The sequence below is a fragment of the uncultured Maricaulis sp. genome, from assembly GCF_963975345.1.
Taxonomy (GTDB): domain Bacteria; phylum Pseudomonadota; class Alphaproteobacteria; order Caulobacterales; family Maricaulaceae; genus Maricaulis.
The window spans coordinates 31,653-52,505 of the sequence record NZ_CAXBGE010000001.1 but is presented as its reverse complement, the minus strand read 5'-3'; the positions used below and the strand labels follow the sequence as shown (position 1 = coordinate 52,505).

At 61.8% G+C, this 20,853-nt stretch carries 18 protein-coding genes; 6 read left to right on the top strand and 12 right to left on the bottom strand.

Translation table 11 applies throughout. From position 1 onward, the window contains the following. The first annotated feature begins 363 nt into the window (after positions 1–363). The gene (locus tag AAC029_RS00225) at positions 364–681 is read left to right on the top strand and encodes a hypothetical protein (protein ID WP_339742566.1); all 318 of its coding nucleotides are present in this window, start codon (positions 364–366) and stop codon (positions 679–681) included. 10 nt (positions 682–691) lie between these two features. On the opposite strand, the gene AAC029_RS00220 is transcribed toward AAC029_RS00225, so the two are convergent. Next, the gene (locus AAC029_RS00220) at positions 692–2,323 is read right to left on the bottom strand and encodes a peptide ABC transporter substrate-binding protein (RefSeq protein WP_339742563.1); all 1,632 of its coding nucleotides are present in this window, start codon (positions 2,321–2,323) and stop codon (positions 692–694) included. Between the two features lie 22 nt (positions 2,324–2,345). Continuing rightward, positions 2,346–3,965, bottom strand: a complete 1,620-nt coding sequence (locus AAC029_RS00215) for a peptide ABC transporter substrate-binding protein (RefSeq protein ID WP_339742561.1) — start codon at positions 3,963–3,965, stop codon at positions 2,346–2,348. A gap of 216 nt (positions 3,966–4,181) precedes the next feature. Between AAC029_RS00215 and AAC029_RS00210 the strand changes: the two genes are divergently transcribed. Then, on the top strand, positions 4,182–4,823 hold the full coding sequence (locus AAC029_RS00210; protein ID WP_339742559.1) for a MarC family protein: 642 nt from the start codon (positions 4,182–4,184) through the stop codon (positions 4,821–4,823). 104 nt (positions 4,824–4,927) lie between these two features. After that, positions 4,928–5,152 (top strand): hypothetical protein, encoded by a 225-nt coding sequence (locus tag AAC029_RS00205; RefSeq protein WP_339742557.1) that lies wholly within the window; start codon positions 4,928–4,930, stop codon positions 5,150–5,152. Here AAC029_RS00205 and aguB read toward each other — a convergent pair. The 3 genes from aguB to AAC029_RS00190 all read right to left on the bottom strand — a co-directional run bounded on the left by aguB (position 5,113) and on the right by AAC029_RS00190 (position 10,324). Continuing rightward, complete coding sequence (aguB, locus tag AAC029_RS00200; RefSeq protein WP_339742555.1) at positions 5,113–5,976, bottom strand: N-carbamoylputrescine amidase; 864 nt, start codon at positions 5,974–5,976, stop codon at positions 5,113–5,115. The two genes, AAC029_RS00205 and aguB, sit on opposite strands and share 40 nt — an antisense overlap. Next, positions 5,973–6,998: an agmatine deiminase family protein gene (locus AAC029_RS00195; protein WP_339742552.1), complete on the bottom strand. Its 1,026-nt coding sequence runs from the start codon at positions 6,996–6,998 to the stop codon at positions 5,973–5,975. Before AAC029_RS00195 ends, aguB begins: the two co-directional genes overlap by 4 nt. 122 nt (positions 6,999–7,120) lie before the next feature. Then, positions 7,121–10,324, bottom strand: coding sequence for a TonB-dependent receptor (locus tag AAC029_RS00190; RefSeq protein WP_339742550.1), 3,204 nt, complete (start codon positions 10,322–10,324; stop codon positions 7,121–7,123). Positions 10,325–10,650: 326 nt separating this feature from the next. Between AAC029_RS00190 and AAC029_RS00185 the strand changes: the two genes are divergently transcribed. Continuing rightward, a complete protein-coding gene (locus tag AAC029_RS00185) occupies positions 10,651–12,204 on the top strand; it encodes a glycosyltransferase family 39 protein (protein ID WP_339742548.1) in 1,554 nt (517 codons plus the stop codon). On the opposite strand, the gene argC is transcribed toward AAC029_RS00185, so the two are convergent. From argC to AAC029_RS00160, 5 genes are all read right to left on the bottom strand, one after another. After that, entirely contained in the window at positions 12,205–13,134 is a 930-nt protein-coding gene (gene argC, locus AAC029_RS00180) for an N-acetyl-gamma-glutamyl-phosphate reductase (RefSeq protein WP_339742546.1), read from the bottom strand. Next, the gene (locus tag AAC029_RS00175; RefSeq protein ID WP_339742543.1) at positions 13,131–14,459 is read right to left on the bottom strand and encodes an acetylglutamate kinase; all 1,329 of its coding nucleotides are present in this window, start codon (positions 14,457–14,459) and stop codon (positions 13,131–13,133) included. The genes argC and AAC029_RS00175 overlap by 4 nt, the downstream gene beginning before the upstream one ends. Next, on the bottom strand, positions 14,456–15,466 hold the full coding sequence (locus tag AAC029_RS00170; protein ID WP_339742541.1) for an N-acetylornithine carbamoyltransferase: 1,011 nt from the start codon (positions 15,464–15,466) through the stop codon (positions 14,456–14,458). The genes AAC029_RS00175 and AAC029_RS00170 overlap by 4 nt, the downstream gene beginning before the upstream one ends. 219 nt (positions 15,467–15,685) lie before the next feature. Beyond that, a complete protein-coding gene (locus tag AAC029_RS00165; RefSeq protein WP_339742539.1) occupies positions 15,686–16,018 on the bottom strand; it encodes a hypothetical protein in 333 nt (110 codons plus the stop codon). Between the two features lie 182 nt (positions 16,019–16,200). Then, positions 16,201–16,566, bottom strand: coding sequence for a hypothetical protein (locus AAC029_RS00160; protein WP_339742536.1), 366 nt, complete (start codon positions 16,564–16,566; stop codon positions 16,201–16,203). A gap of 177 nt (positions 16,567–16,743) precedes the next feature. Here AAC029_RS00160 and kdsB point away from each other — a divergent pair, with 177 nt between their 5' ends. Both kdsB and AAC029_RS00150 read left to right on the top strand, forming a co-directional pair. Further along, the gene (gene kdsB, locus AAC029_RS00155) at positions 16,744–17,526 is read left to right on the top strand and encodes a 3-deoxy-manno-octulosonate cytidylyltransferase (protein WP_339742534.1); all 783 of its coding nucleotides are present in this window, start codon (positions 16,744–16,746) and stop codon (positions 17,524–17,526) included. Then, a complete protein-coding gene (locus tag AAC029_RS00150; RefSeq protein ID WP_339742531.1) occupies positions 17,523–18,149 on the top strand; it encodes a histidine phosphatase family protein in 627 nt (208 codons plus the stop codon). Before kdsB ends, AAC029_RS00150 begins: the two co-directional genes overlap by 4 nt. Here AAC029_RS00150 and AAC029_RS00145 read toward each other — a convergent pair. Further along, on the bottom strand, positions 18,146–19,015 hold the full coding sequence (locus AAC029_RS00145; protein WP_339742529.1) for an alpha/beta hydrolase: 870 nt from the start codon (positions 19,013–19,015) through the stop codon (positions 18,146–18,148). The genes AAC029_RS00150 and AAC029_RS00145 overlap by 4 nt on opposite strands. Further along, complete coding sequence (locus AAC029_RS00140) at positions 19,015–20,733, bottom strand: MFS transporter (protein ID WP_339742526.1); 1,719 nt, start codon at positions 20,731–20,733, stop codon at positions 19,015–19,017. Before AAC029_RS00140 ends, AAC029_RS00145 begins: the two co-directional genes overlap by 1 nt. Positions 20,734–20,853: the final 120 nt, after the last annotated feature.

Below are 20,853 nucleotides of genomic sequence, written 5' to 3'. Positions count from 1 at the left end.
CGAACAACCTCTAACCACCGCGCGCACAATCCTTCCATCCCTAAGCCACTTGAGGCCCGGACCGGTTATCCGTGGGCGCCGGGAGGACGGAGCTCGTCCGGGTTGGCTGGTTGACCGCAGCACGAGCCCCGGCGTGGCCATCGAAGGGGAAGGCGGCACAAGGCTCGACCGTTTCTCCCTTCCGGTTTCGGGACGGAGGCCGCAAGGCGTCCGACCAAATCTCCGTGTGCGGGGTGCCGCCGGTGCCACTCACATAGATTAAACAAACCGGCCCCGGCCGGCATCCCGCACTCCTCATCCCGCCAGGTGGCGAAACCGTGGCGCCTTCAGGCTTGCCGGACGGCACCAAGCGCAGCAGCAGCCTTGCGGGCAGGCAAGGGCCCGGTAGCGCGCAAGCTATTGGGGTTTGCCAAGGACTTCTTCGCCCAAACCAGGGCCCGCATGGCGCTGGCGCGCGAACGCCTGGAGCTGGACGCCGACAATGAGGTGGCGCGGCGCCAGGCCTTGGTCGCCGAATACACCAGGGCTGGCACCTGGGCGGTGGAGATCGAGCTCGACATGCAGGTCAATGACGACGCCGCCGGCCGGCCCCTGCCCGAGCCGCGCTGGCAGGAAAACTGGGAATTGGTCGGCGAGCAAGTGCCGGAAGACCGGGAGGAACCAGGCTTAGCCGGGAACTGAGACGGTCAGGCTAGTCCACCGCCGCCCCTTGCGCATCCGCATCGGGATCCGCCAGGCATAGCCAGCGGCTCTGATTGGTCGAGGTCGCATTGGGCACCCAGCCGGTGACGCGCGGGCTGACGAGCTGGCGGTTGGCCTCGATGAAGATCGGGATCACCGGCGATTGGTCGAGGATGAGCTGTTCGGCCTGGGCCAGCAGGGCGCTGTGTTCGGCAACATCCGGAGTGCGGGTGGCGGCATCGGTCAGGGCGTCGAATTGCGGATCGGTCCAGCGGGTATAGTTGAGCTCGCCGGCGCGGCTCTCGTATTGCATCAGCACGCCATAGGGATCGTTGAAATCAGGCACCCAGGACGAGGTCGCTACCTGGAAATCGCCGCCGCGCATCGACTCGAAATGGATCTGGCTGTCAGAGACACGCACCTCGACCTGCACCCAGGGCGCCAGCGTCATCCAGTCCTGCTGGATCACCGGAATGGTGCGCGGCCAATTGGCGGCCGGCTGGTAGGCGAGTTCGAACACCAGCGGGTTGTCGGGCCCGAACCCGGCGCCCTCAAGCAGGCGGACGGCTTCGGCGCGGCGGCGTTCCATCGGCCAGTCGGCAAAGTCGAGCCGCGGCCCTTCAAGGGCGCCGTGAACCGCGTCAGCCATCATGCGGAAGGCTGGCACATCGGTGCCGCCCATCACATTGCCGGTCAGGAAGCGGCGGTCGATCGCCATCGAGAGGGCACGGCGCACATCGGCGTTGTCGAAGGGCGGAGAGGACGCGTTGAAGTCGATCTCACGCATCATCAGGGAGGGAATGCTGCGCACCAGCTCGGGATTATGCTCCGTCAGAAACGCGGTGTTGGAGCTGGCGAAATCGACATTGAGATCAAGCTCACCGCTGCGCACCCGACGCTCGGCAGCGGCGGTGTTGACGGTCGGGAAGTAGTAGATATCGGTCAGACAGATCTCGGCCGCGTCGTAGAAATTCGGGTTGGCGACCAGATGGATAAAGTCATTGGAATGCCACTGGGCAAGCGTATAGGCGCCGCTGGTGACCATGTTTTCCGGCCTCACCCAACGCTCGCCAAACGCCTCGATGGTATGGCGCGGCACCGGCACGCCATAGAACATCAGCACGGTTGGCAAATAGGGCGCCGGATAGGCCAAGTTGACCTCGACAGTGCGGTCATCCAGAGCGCTGACGCCCAGCGTGTCGACCGCAGCGCGGCCCTCGAACACCTCCTGGGCATTGGCGATCATCAACAGCGCTGCGGCATATTGATTGCCCGTCGCCGGGTCGAGCGGCCGTTGCAGACCGTAGACAACGTCATCGGCGGTGATCGGCGTGCCGTCAGACCACAGCGCGCCCTCGCGCAGGGTAAAGGTCCACACCAGGCCGTCATCGGAGACGGTGGCGGCGGAGGCCAGGCCCAGGATCGGCTCGCCGGCCGCATCGGGCTCATAGAGGCCGGCAAACAGGTCGGCGATAATGGTGCGCTCATCGCTGATCAGGGCGAGGTCGGGATCAAGCGTCAGCGGCTCGAGCCGGTTGCCGCGATTGAGCGTGGTGTTGTTCCCGGCCGGCGCACCGCCGCAGCTCGCCAGCAGCAGCGACAGGCCGGTCACAAGACCGGCAGCCGTCGAGTTGAACCTCATGCGAACGCCCCCGAGTGAAACATCATTGCCCTGCGGCCGCTTCCGGATCGGCCAGGCAGAGCCAGCGGCTCAGATTGATCTGGTCCGGATTGGAGATCCAGCCGGTGACACGCGGATTGACCAATTGCCGGTTGGCCTCAAAGAAGACCGGGATGACCGGAGTCTGGTCGAGGAAGTATTGCTCGGCCTGGGCCAGCAGGGCGTTGTGCTCGGTCTCGTCGGGCGTGCGCAGTGCGGCCTCGGTCAGCGCGTCGAAGGCGGGGTCATGCCAGCGCGAATAATTGATCTCACCGGCGCGGGTCTCGTACTGGAACAGGACGCCATAAGGGTCGTTGAAATCCGGTCGCCATCCCGAGGTCGAGACCTGGAAATCGCCGCCGCGCATGCGGTCATAATGGATCTGGCTGTCACTGGTGATGACCTCAACCTGGACCCAGGGTGCGATCGTCATCCAGTCCTGCTGGATCACCGGCACGATGCGCGGCCAGCTGGCCGAGGGCTGGTAGTTGAACTCGAACACCAGCGGATGATCGGGCCCGAAACCGGCGCCCTCGAGCAGGCGGCGCGCTTCGGCGCGGCGCTGGTCCATCGGCTGGTAGGCATAATCGACACGCGGCCCGTCGAGCCGGCCATGAATTCCCTCTGCCACGACACGATAGGCCGGCGCATCGAAGCCGCCGAGCACGTCATGGGTCAGGAAATTGCGGTCGATCGCCATCGACAGGGCGCGGCGGACATCGGGGTTGTCGAAGGGCGGCGAGGTATTGTTGAAATCGATCGTGCGGATGGTGAAGCTTGGTACCGATTGCACCAGCTCAGGATTATGTTCGAGCAGGAATTGAGTATTCGAGCTGGCGAAATCGACATTGAGATCGAGCTCGCCCGAGCGCACCCGGCGTTCGGCGGCCGCGGTATTCACCGTCGGGAAATAATAGATATCGGTCAGGCAGACCTCGGCCGCGTCGTAGAAATACGGGTTGGCAACGAGGTGGATGTAATCATTCGAGCGCCACTCGGCGAGCGTATAGGGACCACTGGAGACCATGTTTTCCGGCCGTGCCCAACGGTCACCAAACGCCTCGATGGCATGTGTCGGAATTGGTTGGCCGTAATACATCAGCACGGTCGGCAGATAGGGCGTGGGGTAATTGAGCCGCAGTTCGACCGTGTGCGCATCAATGGCGCGGACGCCGAGGGTATCGACCGGGGCCCGTCCTTCATAGACCTCCTGGGCGTTGGCGATCATCAGAAGGGGCGCGGCGAACTGATTGCCGGTGAGCGGATCGAGCGGCCGGTGCAGACCGAATACCACATCCTCAGCCGTGATCGGCTCACCGTCCGACCAGAAAGCGTCATCGCGCAAGGTGAAGGTCCAGGTGAGCCCGTCAGGCGAGACTTCGGCACTCGAGGCCAGCGCCAGGATGGGCTGCGCATCGGCGGTCGGCTCATACAGGCCGACGAAGAGATCGGAGACGATGGTGCGCTCATCGGTGATCTGGGCCAAATCCGGATCCAGGCTCAAGGGCTCGCCACGATTGCCCCGATTGAGGGTTGTGCCATTGTCGACAGCGCCGCCACCGCACCCCGTCAGCGATACAGACAATGCAGCAATGAGGCTGAGTGTGATCCGGTTGAACATCATGCGTAATCCCCCGATTGAACGGCGCGACCCTAAACAGGATACTGATCGATACAAGCAGAATGCGGGGACCGGGGAGCTATCAATTCAGGCGAAATTGCATCGCGCGAGCGGCCAGTACTCGCATTAATTCATGGCAGACCTGCGACGGCAGGCTGAGAATTTGCGTGACGCGTGCCGTTGGCCTCGTTATGCGGAGCGCTCATCAGGATAATCGTCATGCTCGAACTGTTTCTCTCCGCCCTCGTCACCTTCTTCGTCGCCATCGATCCGCCCGGTGTCGCGCCGATCTTTGCCGCGCTGACGGAGGGCTCACCCAAGGCTCACCGCCGGGCCATGGCGTATAAATCGGTGATGATCGCGTCTGGCGTTCTGCTCGCTTTCGCCCTGGGTGGCCGCTTCCTGCTCGATGCGATGCATATCAGCCTGGATGCTTTTCGCACCGCTGGCGGCGTCTTGCTGTTCCTGATGGCGCTGGAAATGATCTTCGAGAAGCGCACCGAGCGCCGCGAAGAACGGGCCGAGAAACTGACCGAGGAACACGAGAACCATCCCGAAGTCTGGGACGATATTTCCGTCTTCCCGATGGCGATCCCGATGCTGGCAGGGCCTGGCGCGATCGCCACAATCATGCTCTTCATGTCCGAGGCTCACACCGTCGCCTATCAGGCGGTTGTGTTCGGAGCCGTCGGCATCAACCTCCTGCTTTGCTTGGGTGTCTTCCTCGTAATCGGGCCGGTGATGAAATTCGTTGGTGCCTCGATGGCGGCGATGATCACGCGAATTCTTGGCGTCATTCTGGCGGCGCTGGCGACCCAATTCATCTTCGACGGCATCCACGGCGCCTTCATGGCCGGCTGACCGGCCACGCCCGGCCAGAGGCCGGCAACCAAATATTAGCCGGTTTGTGACATTCTGCTCGCCTAAGGGTCCGTCAAAGAGACCCGCAGGTGATGGAGAATTGGATGGGGTTTCGTCTCGCCATGACAGTCGCCGCAGCCCTGCTGACCACAGTCGGGCTGACCGCTGCCGCTTACAGTTTCACGCAAGGACAGACCGATCAGGCCATCGCCTTCGGTTGGCCGGCGATCGCGATAGCGATCGCCTTCGCGATTTTCATCCCGTCGCAGTCACGGGCGAATTCGCAGATTCAGGACTTGTTGGACAGCGGTTTGAAGAACGGCGCGTAAAGATCAGGCCGCCGGTCGCGGAACACGCCCCAAGCGGCGCGGTGCCGTTGGAGGAAGTCGCGATCAAACGTGCCTGAGACAATGCCTTCTTCGGTTTTGCCGAGCTCAGACACCTTCTCGCCGCTATGGTCGCAGACGAAGGATGAGCCATAAAACACCTGGCCATCCTCATCGCCAATCCGGTTGGCAGCCAGCACTGGCATCACATTCGCCACCGCATGGCCCTGCATGGCGCGCTGCCAGCGTGCCGAAGTGTCGAGGCTGTCATCATGCGGTTCGGAGCCGATAGCCGTCGGGTAGAGCAGGACTTCAGCGCCCATCAACGCCATCGCTCGCGCCGCCTCGGGGAACCACTGGTCCCAGCAAATACCGACACCGATGCGGCCAAAGCGCGTAGCCCAGACCTTGAAACCGGTATTGCCGGGGCGGAAGTAGTATTTCTCCTGATAGCCAGGGCCATCGGGAATATGGCTCTTGCGATAGACACCCATCGGGCGGCCATCGGCATCGATCATCACCAGTGAGTTGTAATAAGCCTGACCGTCGCGCTCATAAATCGAAACCGGAATGACAACGCCGAGCTCGGCAGCGAGCTCGCTCATCGCGATGACGCAAGGATGCTCCATCGCCGGGTAGGCGCGGGCGAAATTGGCTTCGTCCTGGGTCTTGCAGAAATAGGGACCCTGAAACAGCTCCGGCGGCAAAACCACCTGCGCACCAGCGGCCGCAGCCTCGCGGATCATGGCCGAAACGCGTTTGATATTGTCAGCGATATCCTCGTCGAACCCGGTCTGCAGGCCGGCGATGGTGATCGTCTGGTTCATGGCTTTGGTCCTGCCGGGATGTGGGTTGTGACGCAATGGAAGGCACCGCCACCGCTCAGAATGGCACTGGATCGACATCCGACCACGGTGTGGGTCGTGAAGAGCGCGCGCAACGCCTCAAGCGCCGCCGCTTCGCTCGGTGTTCCATAGGTTGGGACCACAAGGTTACGCGGCCCGATCACCCAGTTCATATAGCTCGCCGGCAGCACCTCGCCGGCCATATTGACGACACGCCCTGGAGACGGAATCCGGTGAACCGTCAGTTTGCGGCCCCGCGCATCGGTCATGGCCGCCAACTCGCCGGCAATCGTATCGAGCATTGCGGTCTGCGGATCATCCGCGCCAAAGCCTTGCATACACACGACCTCGCCGGGACGGACGAAGCGCGCGAGATTGTCGACATGACCGTCGGTATGGTCACCGATCAGGCCCTTATCGACCCACAACACTGTTTCCACGCCAAGCGCGGCCTTCAACCGGTCCTCGACCTGGGCTTCGGTCAGATCGCCATTGCGGTTTTTGTTGAGCAAGACATCGCGCGTCGTGATGACGGTGCCCTCACCGTCAAATTCGAGCGCGCCGCCCTCGGCGATCATCTCGACATCGATGATGCGGGCGTCGACCATGCGGGCAATTGCGGTCCCGACAGTCTGGTCACCGGGGATCTGGAACTTGCCGCCCCAGCCGTTGAAGGGAAAGCGGGCCGCGACCAGTTGACCATCGCGGTGCAGGAAGACCGGCGCGGTATCGCGGGTCCAGACATCGCCGTAATTCTGACGAACCAGAACCGCCTTGTCGCCCATCGCCGAACGGGCCGAGGCCTCGGTCTCGTCATTCGAGACCAGCACCGTCAAGGGCAGCCGTTGGCCGCCGGGCACAGCTTCGATCAGCGCCGACAGGAAGGCGGCAAATTCGATGCGCGCCGGCTCGAGATTTTCCTTCCAGATACTCGCCTCAGCCGGCCAGCAGGTGACGATCCGATCAGGAAGTTGCGATTCGTGGGGGATGGTGTGTTTGCTCATGATCGCGCCTCTATCACACGGACGATCAACACGCGAGCGCAAAAAAGCACGGCCGCCGCGCAAAAAAGAAGGGCGGCTCAAGAGCCGCCCTTCCGCTGTGTATTTACAGGTAATGCAGGTGGTTAGAAGTCGTACTTCACACCAAACAGGACCTGCCAGGTCGACGCAGTGGAGACCCGGGATTCCGGAGCCTGCGGGTTGAAGCTCTGGAAGACATACTGGTTGGCGACCGCATCATAATCCGCGTTCACGATATTGCGGATTTGCGGGAAATTCGCCTGGTTGAGAATGCCCCATTCATCATTGATCAAATTGCCGAGGTTTTCGATCACGAGATAACCCGCAGCCCGATGACCTTCAGCAAAGCCCGGGAATTCCTGCTCGATGCGCAGATCCATCTTGGTCCACCAGGAACCTTCATGTGAGTTGCGCTGATCGATGGCACCACGTGCCAGACCGTTGGCATCGGCGTAGGCGAAGAAGGCCGCCGTGTCGAAGCCAGGTGCGAAGCGAACCAGCGGATCGCTCGCATCGGTCGGTACGTAGAGCAGGTGACGACGGTCAACGAGATCACCAAACATGTCGCCATCATCCCGATCGAAGGAGAAGGAATAGCCACGCGATTGGCTGACTTGCCCGAACAGGGTGGCCCGGGTTGTCAGGTCGTCGAAGAAGTTATGCTCCCAGGAAACCCGGCCTGTGAAACGGTGCGGGATCTCGTAGTTGGACGTGGTGGCCCGCGGGTTGTTCGGATCGGAGACCGCGACGTTCGCGTAGTTCGAGAAGGCAACCGATGAGGTCATCGGGTTGGCATCTTCGGACTGGGTGTAGGCATAAGCAGCTGTCCAGCTCAAACCCAGGTCATCATAATCACGGCTGACCGCGAGCGACAAGACGAGGGATTGGCCGCCGTCGAAATTGGTCAGAATGAAGTCCTGATTGAAATTCCGGCTTGAACAGGCTGCAGCGGTTGGAACGACACAATCGGGATCGCTGCGATCGATCGAGCGATAGATCGGGCGACCATCCGGTGCCGTATCAACTTGCTCAAGCGTTGCATCGACGATGCCGGCTGCGTCGCGGCTTTGCGAGTAAAGCAGATCGCCCATCACTGTATAACCGTCACCGAGATAAGGCAGAGCGCCGTCATAGGTGAAGCCCAATGCCGCTTTCCATTCGGCCGGAATTTCGAAATTCGGGTCGATGGCGTTAACGCCGGAATTGGCTGCGCCGGTAGCAACGCTGTCATACATGCTCTGTGGCACGCCCCAGATCGGCCGACCGCCAGTACCTTCGTCCTGGGTATAGGTCTCTGCACCGGTCAACAGATTGTCTGGCGAACGGTTGGTCAGCTGGACAGCCGTCAGGCCATCATTGGCGAAGTTGTTGGAAACCCAGACATTCGGATTGCCGCCGGAATAGAGGCCAAAGCCACCACGAAGCGTCAGGTCACGACGGGCATCCCATGTGAAGGCGAAGCGAGGCTGAACCAGCCCGCGGCCATCGAGGGAGTCGGCGTTGGTGTAGCCATTACGAGCCAGAAAGTTCGGGTTCGCGTTCGGCACGTCATCGGTCGTGTACCAGTCATAACGCAGACCGGCGATCAGGGTCAGGCCATTCGGGCCAGACCATTCGTCCTGCGCGTAGACGGTGTTGATGTCGTAAGTGAAGCTCGCACCGGCATCGGCAGGGTTATTCGTGCCGCGGGCATTGCCGTAATAGATGCGGTCGACATCGCCATTGCGGAAATCAGTGATCGAGTTGAAACGCCATTCGCCCTCGGTGTGCTGAACAAAGAGGTTGAAAATGTCGTAGGTCAGACGCTCGGCGCCGAAGGAGATGAAGTGGTCGTTCCACTGATAGTGACCCACGCCCTTGAGGGTCATGGTCGAGTAGTTGAGTTCGTTGGACTGACGTGAATCGTCGGCACCCATGTAGATGGTGTTGCCGCCGACTCGGATCTGGACTTCACCGAAATCGGTGCCGTTGATCGAAGCTTGAGTGAAATCGACCTTCTGGTAGGAGGCCCGCACCTCGGTAGAGAAATTATCCGTCCAGTTGGAGAACAGCTGCGCGGTGTAGGCGGTCAGGTCTGAACCACGATTATAAAGGTGGTTCTCGTACTCGAACTCATTGTTGTCGCCGTCAGACTCGGTACGGTTGGCACCTTCCGACTGGTTGTAGGTCAGCGCAAAACGGTGGTCGTCATTAATGTTCCAGTCGACACGAACCAGGATGCTTTCATCGATAACCGGGGCATTGCCTGGAATGCCACCTGGATTATAGCCATAGACGTTCTGGGCGATGTCGAGAATGTCGGCATAATCGGCCTGGGTAAAACCAGTGATCTCGGTTGGAGCGCCGGAACCTTCAGGACCACGATCAAAAATGTCGATACCTTCAAAGCGCTCATAAGCGGCGAAGAAAAACAGGCGGTCGCGGATGATTGGGCCACCGAAGGTGATGCCGTAACGCTTCTGCTCGTATTCAGGGACAGTGAAGTCGGTGCCTTCAAGCGAGTCGCCCTGAAGTGCGTCCGAGGTGAAGTCGAAGAAGGCGCCGCCATGGAATTCATTGGTGCCGGATTTGGTAACAGCATTGATGTTACAGGCGGTGAAGCCACCGTATTCGACGTCAAACGGGGCCAGCTCCACAGAGACCTGCTCGATGGCGTCGTAGGAGAATGGCATGCGCTGGGTCGGGTAACCGTTCGAGTTGAGACCGAAGCCGTCATTCAGGCCCAAACCATCAACCGTAAGGCTGTTATAGCGCGGATTGGCACCGGCGCACTGGATCGAGTCGTTGAACGATTCGTCGATATAGATGCGAGGATCCTGGCGCACGACATCGGCGAGCGCGCGATTGATCGCAGGGGTTTCTTGCAGGTCGCGCAGGCTGAAGGTCGAATTCGGACCAACAGCCGTATTCAAGGCCTGAATGGCTGATGCGGTGACGACGATCACGTCGGTCGTTTCAGAGCCCGCGGACATTTCGAGATTGAGCGACTGGCTCTCACCGAGTGACAGGAAGACGTCTTCGACGCGGCGAGGCTGATAGCCGTCAGCCGTGATCGTGACGTTGTAGGGACCACCGACGCGCAGGCCGGTCGAGGAGAACCCGCCATTGGCGCTGGTTGTGGTTCTGGAAATCGAGCCACTGGGTACGTGTTGGATGGTGACGCGGGCACCGGAAATCGCGGCGCCAGCGCCGTTGATGACCGAACCACGCAGCGAAGACGAGGTTTCCTGCGCATGGACAGCGACCGGCGCGGCCGCCAGCAGGGCGATGGTCGCCGCGCTCAGTGAAAGTTTTTTCATGAATGTCATTTGGAGATGTCCCCCTAGGATCGACCAAACAGGGGAGCGTGTCCCCCGACGAAGCAAGCGCCTCGTACGCCGGACCTACGAAGAATCCAAGACAGGCCAGCGAAGGTTTTGTGACCGTCGCCTAACCGTCGCCAAACTTGAATCCGCGCGTCATGGGCTGAATCGCGCAAGATATGTGTTTTCGGTCCGGCATTTGCCCTACATACGGGGGGCGAACCCGTTGCGACCACCGCATTCCCTGTCCAAAGCGCTCTTTACGCGCCACAGTGGAAAGGGCATAGCCTGCGGCGAAAATGTTACACTTTCTTAAGACTTGTGAGCCCTCAATGGTTGAGTTGAATCGAAAATACACCCCATGGGCGTGGACTTGGCAGCGGGCGACCGTCGCACTGATTCTTTGCGTCACCCTGGTCCGCATTCTCGCCCTCGCGCTCAACCCGATCGAGCTTTACGCCGACGAATCCCAATACTGGGTCTGGTCGCTGCAACTGGACTGGGGCTATTTCTCGAAACCGCCGATGATCGCCTGGTTGATCAGGCTGGCGACGACCCTGTTCGGCGACAGCGATTTCAGCGTCAGGCTGGCCTCGCCCGTGCTGCATTCGATTACGGCCAGCTTCCTCTTCCTCAGTGCCCGCAAGCTCTGGGACGCCCGGACCGGGTTTTGGGCAGCGCTCATCTATCTGACGATTCCATCCATGTTCATCTCCGGCGCCGTCATTTCGACCGACGTGCCGGCCATGTGCGCCTGGTCCGCAGGGCTCTACGCACTTCTGCGCCTGCGCGATGGTGGCGGCTGGGCCAGCGCCGTCGGGCTCGGCGTGGCGATAGGTCTCGGCTTCCTGTCCAAATACGTCATGCTCTATTTCGTGCTCGGGCTGGGGATCGGCATCGTCATCGATGCACCGACGCGCCAGGCCCTGCTCACCTTGCGTGGGGCGCTCGCCTTGCTGATCGGCACGGCCTTGCTCACGCCTAATATCATGTGGAATGCGGCGCATGATTTCGCCACCGTGACCCACACCGCCGCCAATGCGAATTGGGGCGGAGACCTGTTTCACCCCGGCGAACTGGTCGAGTTTCTGGCCGGACAGCTGGGCATTTTCGGGCCGGCCTTATTCGTCGTCCTGCTGGCAATCCTTGGCGGCATTCTCTGGCGCTTTCGTGAGGCCTTGCCCGAATCGCGACTGCTGGCGGCCTTCATCCTGCCGCCACTACTGACCGTATCCGCAGAGGCCTTCATCAGTCGCGCCCACGCCAATTGGGCTGGCGCCGCCTATGTCGCAGCCACCCTTCTGGTCGCCAGCTTTTTGCTGCGCGGACCGGCTTGGCGCCGCGGCGTGCTCTATGGGTCGATCGCCTTCCATACCGCGCTCGGATTATTCATGAGCGTCGTGGTGGTCAGCCCTTCGCTGACAGAAGCCGTCCACCTTGAAAACGCCACCAAGCGCATCCGTGCCTGGCAGGCAACCGCCGACGCCATCGGCGAGGCGGGCATGGCTGCCGACTACAGCGCTCTCGTGTTCGACGACCGCAATATCTTCCACCAGATGCAACGCTATGGCAGCGATACTAACCCACCACTGGCGATGTGGTTGCGCTATTCCGGACCGGTCAATCATGCCGAACAGGAATGGCCACTCGAGGACGGTCATGCAGCACCGATCCTGATCGTCTCGCACCGGCCGCTGGAAGTGGCAAAAATGCGTGAGGATTTCGACCTGTTCGAATCCGCTGGCAGCCTGTCTATCCCGCTCGATGGCGACAAGACGCGCGAATTCACGCTGTGGCGGGCACAGGGCTATCACCGCATTGAGCGCGATGCGGCCTATGAGGCGCATTGGCAGGAAATCGATGACGGCAAGCGGGACGAGGACTGATTACTCCGGCAGCCCCAGCGCCAGGCAAAGATTCTGCAAGGCCTGAACCGCCGCGCCCTTGAGCAGATTGTCGAGCGTGCAGACGATCACGGCGTGGCGGCCATCGGAACTGAGCCCGAAGCCGCCAATCACAGCGCCGGCCACCTCCGCCCCATCGCGCACTTCCGGTGTCTCTTCGGTCACGCGCACCAGTGATTCACCGCGGTAGGCCGCCTCATAGAGCGCGATCAGGGCTTCACGTGTGATCGGCTCTGCCAGGGACAGGTGCACCGTCGCGACGATGCCGCGAAAGAAAGCCGCCACGTGCGGCGTGAAATGGACATCCACCCCGAGCTGCCGCGACATCTCTTTCTCGTGCAAATGCCCGGTCAGGGCATAGGGCATGAGATTGTCACGCAAGGCTTCCAGGTTATTTTTCCGCGACGGCGTCGTGCCGGCACCAGAATAGCCCGAGACACCGAAGACATGTGGATCGGCCGCCAGTCGGCCCCGTAGCGGCGCAATGGCCAACTGCCCGGCCGTAGCATAGCAGCCTGGATTGGAGATCCGCCTTGCCGAGCGCAACGCGTCGCGGCCGTGGATTTCAGGCAGACCATAGGTCCAGCCATCATCGAACCGGTAGTCCGCCGAGAGATCAACAATCATCGTATTCCGGCTCACCACTTCAATCGCAGCGACAAAGGCGCCGGCGGCATCATTGGGCAGGGCGAGAATAACGGCATCCGCTCCTCGTTCTGCGACCGCCTCAGGCGACAGGGCTTCGAACATCAGTCCGGCCGCTATCTCCGGCGCGATATCGTGGACCGCTTGGCCGGCCAGTTCCCGTGAACTGGCGAAGACGAGTTCAAGATCATCGCGCGCCGCAATCAGGCGCAGCAATTCGCGCCCGGTATGGCCGCGTGCACCAACCAGACCGATCCGCTTTTTCATGACACCGGCTCCAACGTCGGCGCCAGTTCGAACACCCGTGTGACAACGGCGTCGATCTCGGCCGGGCGAATGCCTTCGCCGCGCCAGAAGACGGTCCATTCATCACGCCGGATCGCGCCGTCGCATTCGTCAAAATAGAAGTTGTTGACCGGATTGGCCGTCCGCGACCGCCAGATCAGGCGAGGCGCATATTCGACCAAGCGGTGCCAGACCGTGCGCCCCAGCCCTTCGCCACGCGCATCGTCCAGCACGGCAAATTTGTCGAGATAGATCCAGTCATCCAGCCGCTTCGTGATCGCGGCGGCCCGGTAGCTATCGGTGACGAAAGCGTGGTCGAGCACGAGATTATCCCAATAGCCGGCGATCGGAGCGCGACCGAAGGCCTTGGTTACCAAAGCGTCGAGACGGCCGAGATCGAGCTCATCCTTGGAGCTCGTCGACAAGATCGTCTCGCCGCGACGGATCAGCGTGCCAGCGCCGGCATGGGTAAAGAGCTCACGCGCCAACTCTGCCGGGCTGGTGATCGAAACCGAGCTGGAGAGCGGCAAATCGTCGAGCAGGCGCTTGATCTCCTCAAGCTTCAATCGCATGCCGCCATTGACCCATTCTGCGTTCATCAGGCCCGCGTAATCGGTCGCCAGGTTGATCGAGGACAGCACATCGCCCGCTTCGTCGAGCAGGCCGCCCGTGCCCGTCAGGAACACGACCTTGTAGGGCTGCAAGGCTTGCACCAGGGCGCGCACCGCAAAATCGGCATTGATATTGACCAGGCGACCGTCATGGGTTTCACCAAGACAGGCAAGGATCGCCGCCTGTCCAGCCCGCGCAGCCGCCGCGACAAGTTCGAGATGGATATTCGTCGGCTCGCCGACCCGGCCCAACTTGTCTTCGTCGATCAGCTCAGCCTCGAACACACCACGCGGCACAGCAGCGGCGCGGCCACCGGCCTCACGGATCGCGTCGACCAGCTGGAGATTGGCGCGGGTCAGCGTGTCGCGAATGATCGGGATCGCATTCTCACGGGTGACCCGCAAACCATTGATGCGTTCGGTGCCAATACCGGCCTCGGACAGGGCCGCATCCAACTGCGGGCCGCCGCCATGCACCACAACTGGCGACAGGCCGACCGATTGCAGAAAGGCCAACGCCGTTGCCAGACCGTCAAGATCCTCCTGGATCACTGCGCCGCCGACCTTGATGACGGCGAAGCGTTCCTGGTCCAGCCCGGAAAAGCGCTGCAGGTATTCGCGGATCTCCTTGCCGTCGCGCATATGCGACAGCAAGCGGACAATCGTCGGGCGAACGCCGGGGGCTTGAGCCGTCACTTGAACTGTCCCTGATTGGCCAGCGCTTCCATCACGGCCTGTTGCACCGGCAAGCGATTAGCGGCCTCTTCGATGCCCAGAAAAGCGGGGCTATCGACGACGGCATCGGCGATCTTCACATTGCGCCGCATCGGCAGGCAATGGCTGACGGTGGCACTATTGGTCAACGCCATCTTCTCCGGCGTGATCATGAAATCCGCGCCCTTGGCACGATAGGGCGCCTCGTCTTCCCAATGGCCATAAAAGGGGAGCGCGCCCCAGCTCTTGGCATAAACCGCATCGGCACCGGAATAAGCTGCCTCAATATCGCTCGTCATCGTGACAGAGCCGCCGCCCTCGGCGGTAAAGCGCTCGGCCGCACCCATATAGCGTTCGTCCAGACGGTAGCGCTCATCGGGGACCAGAAGCCGGATATTCATCCCGAACTTGGCCGCCATCAGCAGCGCCGAATTGGCGACCGCCGTATTGAGCGGTTTGGGATGCGGAACCCAGGTCAACAAGAAGGTCTTGTCCTGCACGGCGCCGATCCGCTCCTGCATGGCCAACATCATCGCCAGCTCCTGACAGGGATGGACGATGGTCTCCATATTGATCACCGGCACGGTGGAATGCCGGGCGAAGGCCGAGATCATCGGATCCTCGCGCTCGACGGCCCAGTCCTTGAACTCGGGGAAGCAGCGAATTGCAATCAGATCAACATAGCTCGACAACACTCGCGCGGCCTCACGCACATGCTCCTCGGCGGTCCCGTCCATCACCGCACCGTCGGCGAATTCGAGTGGCCAGGTCGCACCCTTGGCATCGAGCACAATGGCGTGCCCGCCCATTTTCCAGGCACCGATATCGAAAGACGAGCGAGTGCGCAGCGATGGATTGAAGAAGAGCAGCGCGATCGATTTGCCTTCGAGCGCACGGCTGCCCGAGCCAGATTTGAAGCTGGCCGCGCGATCAAGCAGGCCTTGGAGTTCGGGGCGGGTCCAATCGGCAGTCGATAGAAAATGGCGCATCAGGGTCTCGAAATCTGGTAATGGCGGGAAAGACAGATACTCGGCCATAAGACCGGGCGCTGTTGAAGTCCATAAGTCATTACAAGACTGGCGAGTTGACGCCAATTGCCCGACCCTGTCGGGTCACAGCTTCGTCGCAAGCGCGACAGGGCAAGCATCGCCGAGCTCGCATTCCGCTTCGCAGCGGTTCAGGCGGGGCGGCTTGCGGTCCGGGCCGCACTAGTTCGGCGAAAAAGCCCGGCCCCGGCGCATCCGAGCGAGTGACCGTTCCGCAGCTTCTTCAGCCTGCTCGGCCTGACGTCGCGTCATGCAGATCCGTTCGCGGAAATTGCTGCCGGTCTGCCGGCGTGTATGACAGATCACTTCATTGGGATCATTTTCGACCACCTGAGGCGCGTCCGGCGCCGCCGTCTCTTCCGCAGCAGGTTCGGTCTGGCTCACCTCGGCGTCCACCGGAGCGACCGCCAGTTCAGTTGTATCCTGCCCATTGGCCAGACCCGGCGCCGACAGCAGACATGCGGTGGCAAGACCAGTCACGATGAATCTGTTCATGTTGTTCTCCTCCCGTGCGTTGAAACCAGTCGCGACCCGATTGCGGCGCGGCAAAACCAGCGGAATGATGCGGCGCAACCCCTCTAAATGCAACTTAAAAGCAAATAGCGCACGACGGCCCCACCGGTTCGTCGGGGCGTGCAAGTCGCTCGCAGGTCACAGCCCGCGGCTAAGGCGACAGCCTAAAAGCCGCGCAATCGCCGCATCGCATAGGCCGCTTGGCGCTCTTCGCGCTGCGCCTGGAACCGCGACCGGCAACGCCTTTCACGGAAATGACTGCCATTGCGGTATTGCCAGCGGCAAACAACGCTGTCCGGCCCCTCGGCGACAATCAGGATCGCATCTTCGTTGTCGGTGTCCACTGTCGCCGTCGGGCTAGTGGCCCGGCGGCGAAGCGTCTCCAACAGCAATAATTCGGCTGCTGCGGCGGCCTCGTCCGCCTGCGCGTCGAGCGCTCGCGGAACACTTTGATGGGTGGGCTGACCAAAGGCAGCGCCGCCCAACAGAACTGCACTGGTAATCGCGGTGATGCGAATAATGCCCAGCACGGCCGTTCCGCCTCCAGATTGAGTGTGCGAGTGATCGCTGCAAGCCTGCTACGTCATTATTCCACGCGAGGGGTCCAAACGCAATAAACGCGCCGGGAAAGCGCCCTGCCGCACAGAAGTGCTGGAAATTGGCGGGGGCTTGTGGAACAAGCAAACCCGACCGAGGAGCCCCGCCATATGTCCGTTATCGCCATCATTCCCGCCCGCTATGCCTCCGGCCGTTTTCCCGGCAAGCCACTCGAAAAAATTGCGGGTCGCATGATGATCGAACGCGTCTGGCGCTCAGCCAGCGCGGCCCCCGGCGTCGACCGCGTCGTCGTTGCCACCGATGACGAGCGCATTGTCGATGCCGTCCGGGGCTTTGGCGGCGAAGCGGTGATGACCGATCCGGCATGCCGCAATGGGACGGAGCGCGCGCTCGACGCTGTGAAGCGACTGGGCAGCGATGCGGACATCATCATCAATGTCCAAGGCGATGCCGCGCTGATCCCGCCCTGGGTGATCGGCGATGTCGCCACTGCCATGCTCGCCGACGAGGCTTTGGCGATGGCGACCCCGGCCGTGAAAATGCCCGAGGAAACCGCGATCCGGATGCGCGAGATGAAGGCCAAGGGCATTGTCGGCGGCACCACCGTCGTCTTCAACCGGGCGATGGACGCGCTGTATTTCTCCAAGGGCGTCATCCCCTTCCAGCGCCATCCCGAAGCCGGCACACCGACCTGGCAGCATATCGGCCTCTATGGCTATCGCCGTGACACGCTGGAGCGGATCGTCGCGCTGGAACCTTCGCCGCTGGAGAAAGCCGAAAGCCTGGAGCAATTGCGCGCCCTGGAGAACGGCATTCCGATCCGGATCGTGCCGACTGATTATCGGGGCCGCTCGGCTTGGTCAGTCGATGCACCGGAAGACGTGCCCGTGGTTGAGGGCATTATCGCCCGCGAAGGTGAGCTGGTGCCATGAGCAAGGTTTTGCTGGCCCGTCACGGCAATACATTCGGTCCCGGCGACAAGGTCGTCTGGGTTGGCGCCAAGGAGGACCTGCCGCTGGTCCACAAGGGCGAGGAACAGGCCGCCGCGCTCGGCAATGCCCTGCGTGATGCGCGCCTGACACCAGAACGCATCATCACCGGCCCCCTCCTGCGCACCCGCCGCGCCGCCGAGCTCGTCGCTGTGCTTTGTGGCTTTCATGGCAAGGTCGAAATTGATGACCGATTGCGCGAGATTGATTACGGCTCTTGGGGCGGCAAGTCCTGCGACGAGATCATCGCGGAATTCGGCGCCGAAGCGCACCGCACCTGGAATGAAGAGCATCGCCGGCCCGACGGCGTCGACTGGTCACCCGACGAGGCGACTTTGCGGACCAATGCGCTCTCCGTGATGCGCGATGCAGCGCTGAGCCGCCGCTTTGCCCTGATCATCACCTCGAACGGCGTGATGCGCTATATGCACGGCGTGCTTGAGGGCGAGGAGCACGACGCGAAAGTCAAAACCGGCAATATCTGCGCGGTCGACATCGAAGCCGGCCAACGCCTGTTCTGGAACCAGGCACCGGAAGCTGCGATGCTCAGGACCGTGTTCGCCTAATCCACACGCTGGATAAAGTCTTCAATTGCGGTCCAGGCCTGCGGCTCGGTCATGAAGGGTGCATGGCCGGTCTCTGGCACTTCGACGACATCGAGATCGGGTTTGCGCCGATGCATCTCTACCGCCGTCGCAGCGCTCAGCAAATCGCTGATTGCGCCGCGTACGAGCAGGGTCGGGATTGATTTGAACGGCTCCCAGAACGGCCACATATCGGGCGGGATGGCCGAACTGTCGATCTGATCGACAATCGCGCCGTCATAGGCCAGGGCGATGCGGCCATCGCCAGTCTCGACCCAGGTCTTGTGCGCGAAATCGAGCCAAAATTCCGCATCGTCCGCGCGCGCCGGGAAGGCTGCCAGATTCGCCTCACGCGACCGGGCCGCCGCCTCGTCCCACGTCCCGACCGGGTCGCGGCTCGCGACATTCGTCTTGATCCGGTCGAGGCCGGCTTTCGCAATCTCTGGGCCGATATCGTTCAGCACCGCCGCCGCCACCTTTTGTGGTTGCTGTGCGGCGATAATCATTGTCATCAGGCCACCCATCGACGTGCCGATGAAGACCGCGCGTTCAATGGCCAGCGCATCGAGCAAGCCAATCATGTCGCCGGAATAGGTCAGGGGCTGGTAGCGCTCCGCCTGCGGATCAGGATCCGAGCGGCCGCGGCCACGCTGCGACGCCACGATGACACGCCGCCCCAGCGTCGCCAGACGCGGCGCGAGATCCTCGAAATCGCAGACATTGCGGGTCAGCCCGTGCAGGCACAGAACCGGCAGACCGCGCGCCTCACCAACGGCCGGATAGTCGCGATAGTGCAATCGCAGACCATCGGCGGTCGTGAAAAAATGATCGCTGAATCCTTTTGACATCAGGCCGGCTCAGCCGCTCGATCCACATCGTGTTGCGGCACATGCTCGACCCAGTCGCGGGCGAGATAGCGCGCAGCCCAGAACATGAAGCCGGCAGCAACCAGGTAAAGACAAGAGCCAATCAGGATGGAAATCCGCAGCGAACCCTCGCCATAGGTCGGCGCCAGCAAGGTCGAGAGACGGCCGAGCACGTAGACGCCGCCGCCAATGCCCAAAAGATTGTTGATGAGCAGGAAGACCGACGATCCGCTGGTCCGCATGTGCGGCGGGAAAAGGTGCTGGAAGGCTGACAGCACCGGTCCCAGCCAAGCGAGCCCGAGCGCCGTTGGCACAAACAGGATGACGACCGCCATCAGTGCCGAAGGCGACATGATGCCGGCCCAGTAGAGCGGCGTACAAATCAGGAAGGCGATCGCCGGGACGGTGGCGAAGGCTGAGCGTTTGCGCTTGCCCATCCAGTCGCCCATCACACCGCCGAGGAAAATGCCGAGGCTGCCGGCCACGAACAGGACGCCGCCAAACAGCCAACCCGTTTCCGTCAGCGAGAGTTGGAAGCTGCGGGCGAAGAAGGAGGGCAGCCAGAAGAAGACGCCATATCCCATCATCGAGGAGGCCGAGGCGCCCATGATCATCAGCCAGAAACTTGGTTTCTCAAGGGCGAGATTCATGAACTCGCGGAAGAAGACGAAGAAGACGCCAATCAACGCGCCGGCGATGGCACGTCCCACCAGCCAGCCGATGGCACCCAGTCCGAGCCCCTCGCCGGTTATCAATGCGGGAACGCCCCAAGCGAGCAATCCGGGCAGAAGCATCAAGACGCTTGTGCCCAAGGCCAATACCGACCAATGCGCGCACCGGCTCACCCACTGGCCGGCGAACCAGCCACAGGCTGCCCCGAGCGCAGCGACGGCCAGCAAAAGCCCGACCGACTGCGAGGCGCCGCCACCGAATACGGTGATGCTGAAAATCGCCAGCAGGCTCGGCAAGGCGAACAGCACCGCGCCGGCGATCGACAGGATGCGCGCCTTGGCCGGGGGATAGGCGGCCTCCGTCTCGAGCGCCGTCGGGCGCTTGGCGAGGACGCCGTCAAACTGTCCTCGCACGGGCTCGCGAACCAGAAGTTTGAAGATTGGCGCCAATATGACACCGGCAATGCCAACAATGAAGAATGCCGAACGCCAGTCGAGGCTATCGGAGATGCCGCCGCCCGCGATTTGCGAGCCGGCGATCACGCCAAAAGCGCTACCGACGGGAATTCCCAGCGAGTAGATCGCGAGCGCCCGGGCGCGTTTCTCTGGCGGATGATAGTCGGCAATGATCGTGTAGGCTGGCGCCACGCCGCCGGCCTCGCCGATCCCGACGCCAACCCGCGCCAGGAAGAGCTGTGTGAAATTGGTCGCAAGACCGCTCACGGCCGTAAAGCCGCTCCAGATCAATAGCGAGCCCGTCATGATCCAGGTTCGGTTGATGCGATCAGCGAACCAGGCGATCGGCACGCCGAGAGTCGAATAGAGGAGAGCAAAGGCGATACCGCCCAGCAGACCAAGCTGTTCGTCGGTCAGACCCAGATCTTCCTTGATCGGGATGGCGAGGATCGAGATAATTTGGCGATCGAGAAAATTGAAAGCGTAGACGAGGAAGAGGAGCAGCATCACCAATTTGCTGTAGTTCGCGCTCGGCAGTTGAGTCGCTTTCGACCCGGCTGGACGATCCGTCATTGTCTCTCCCCTGAAATGGCCCAGGCACATCACTGCGCCAGCTATCCTGATTGAAACCAAACCTGAACCCTCGTTCAGGTTTGGTCAAACCCCAATTCCCTCAATCCTCTGCAGGCCGCA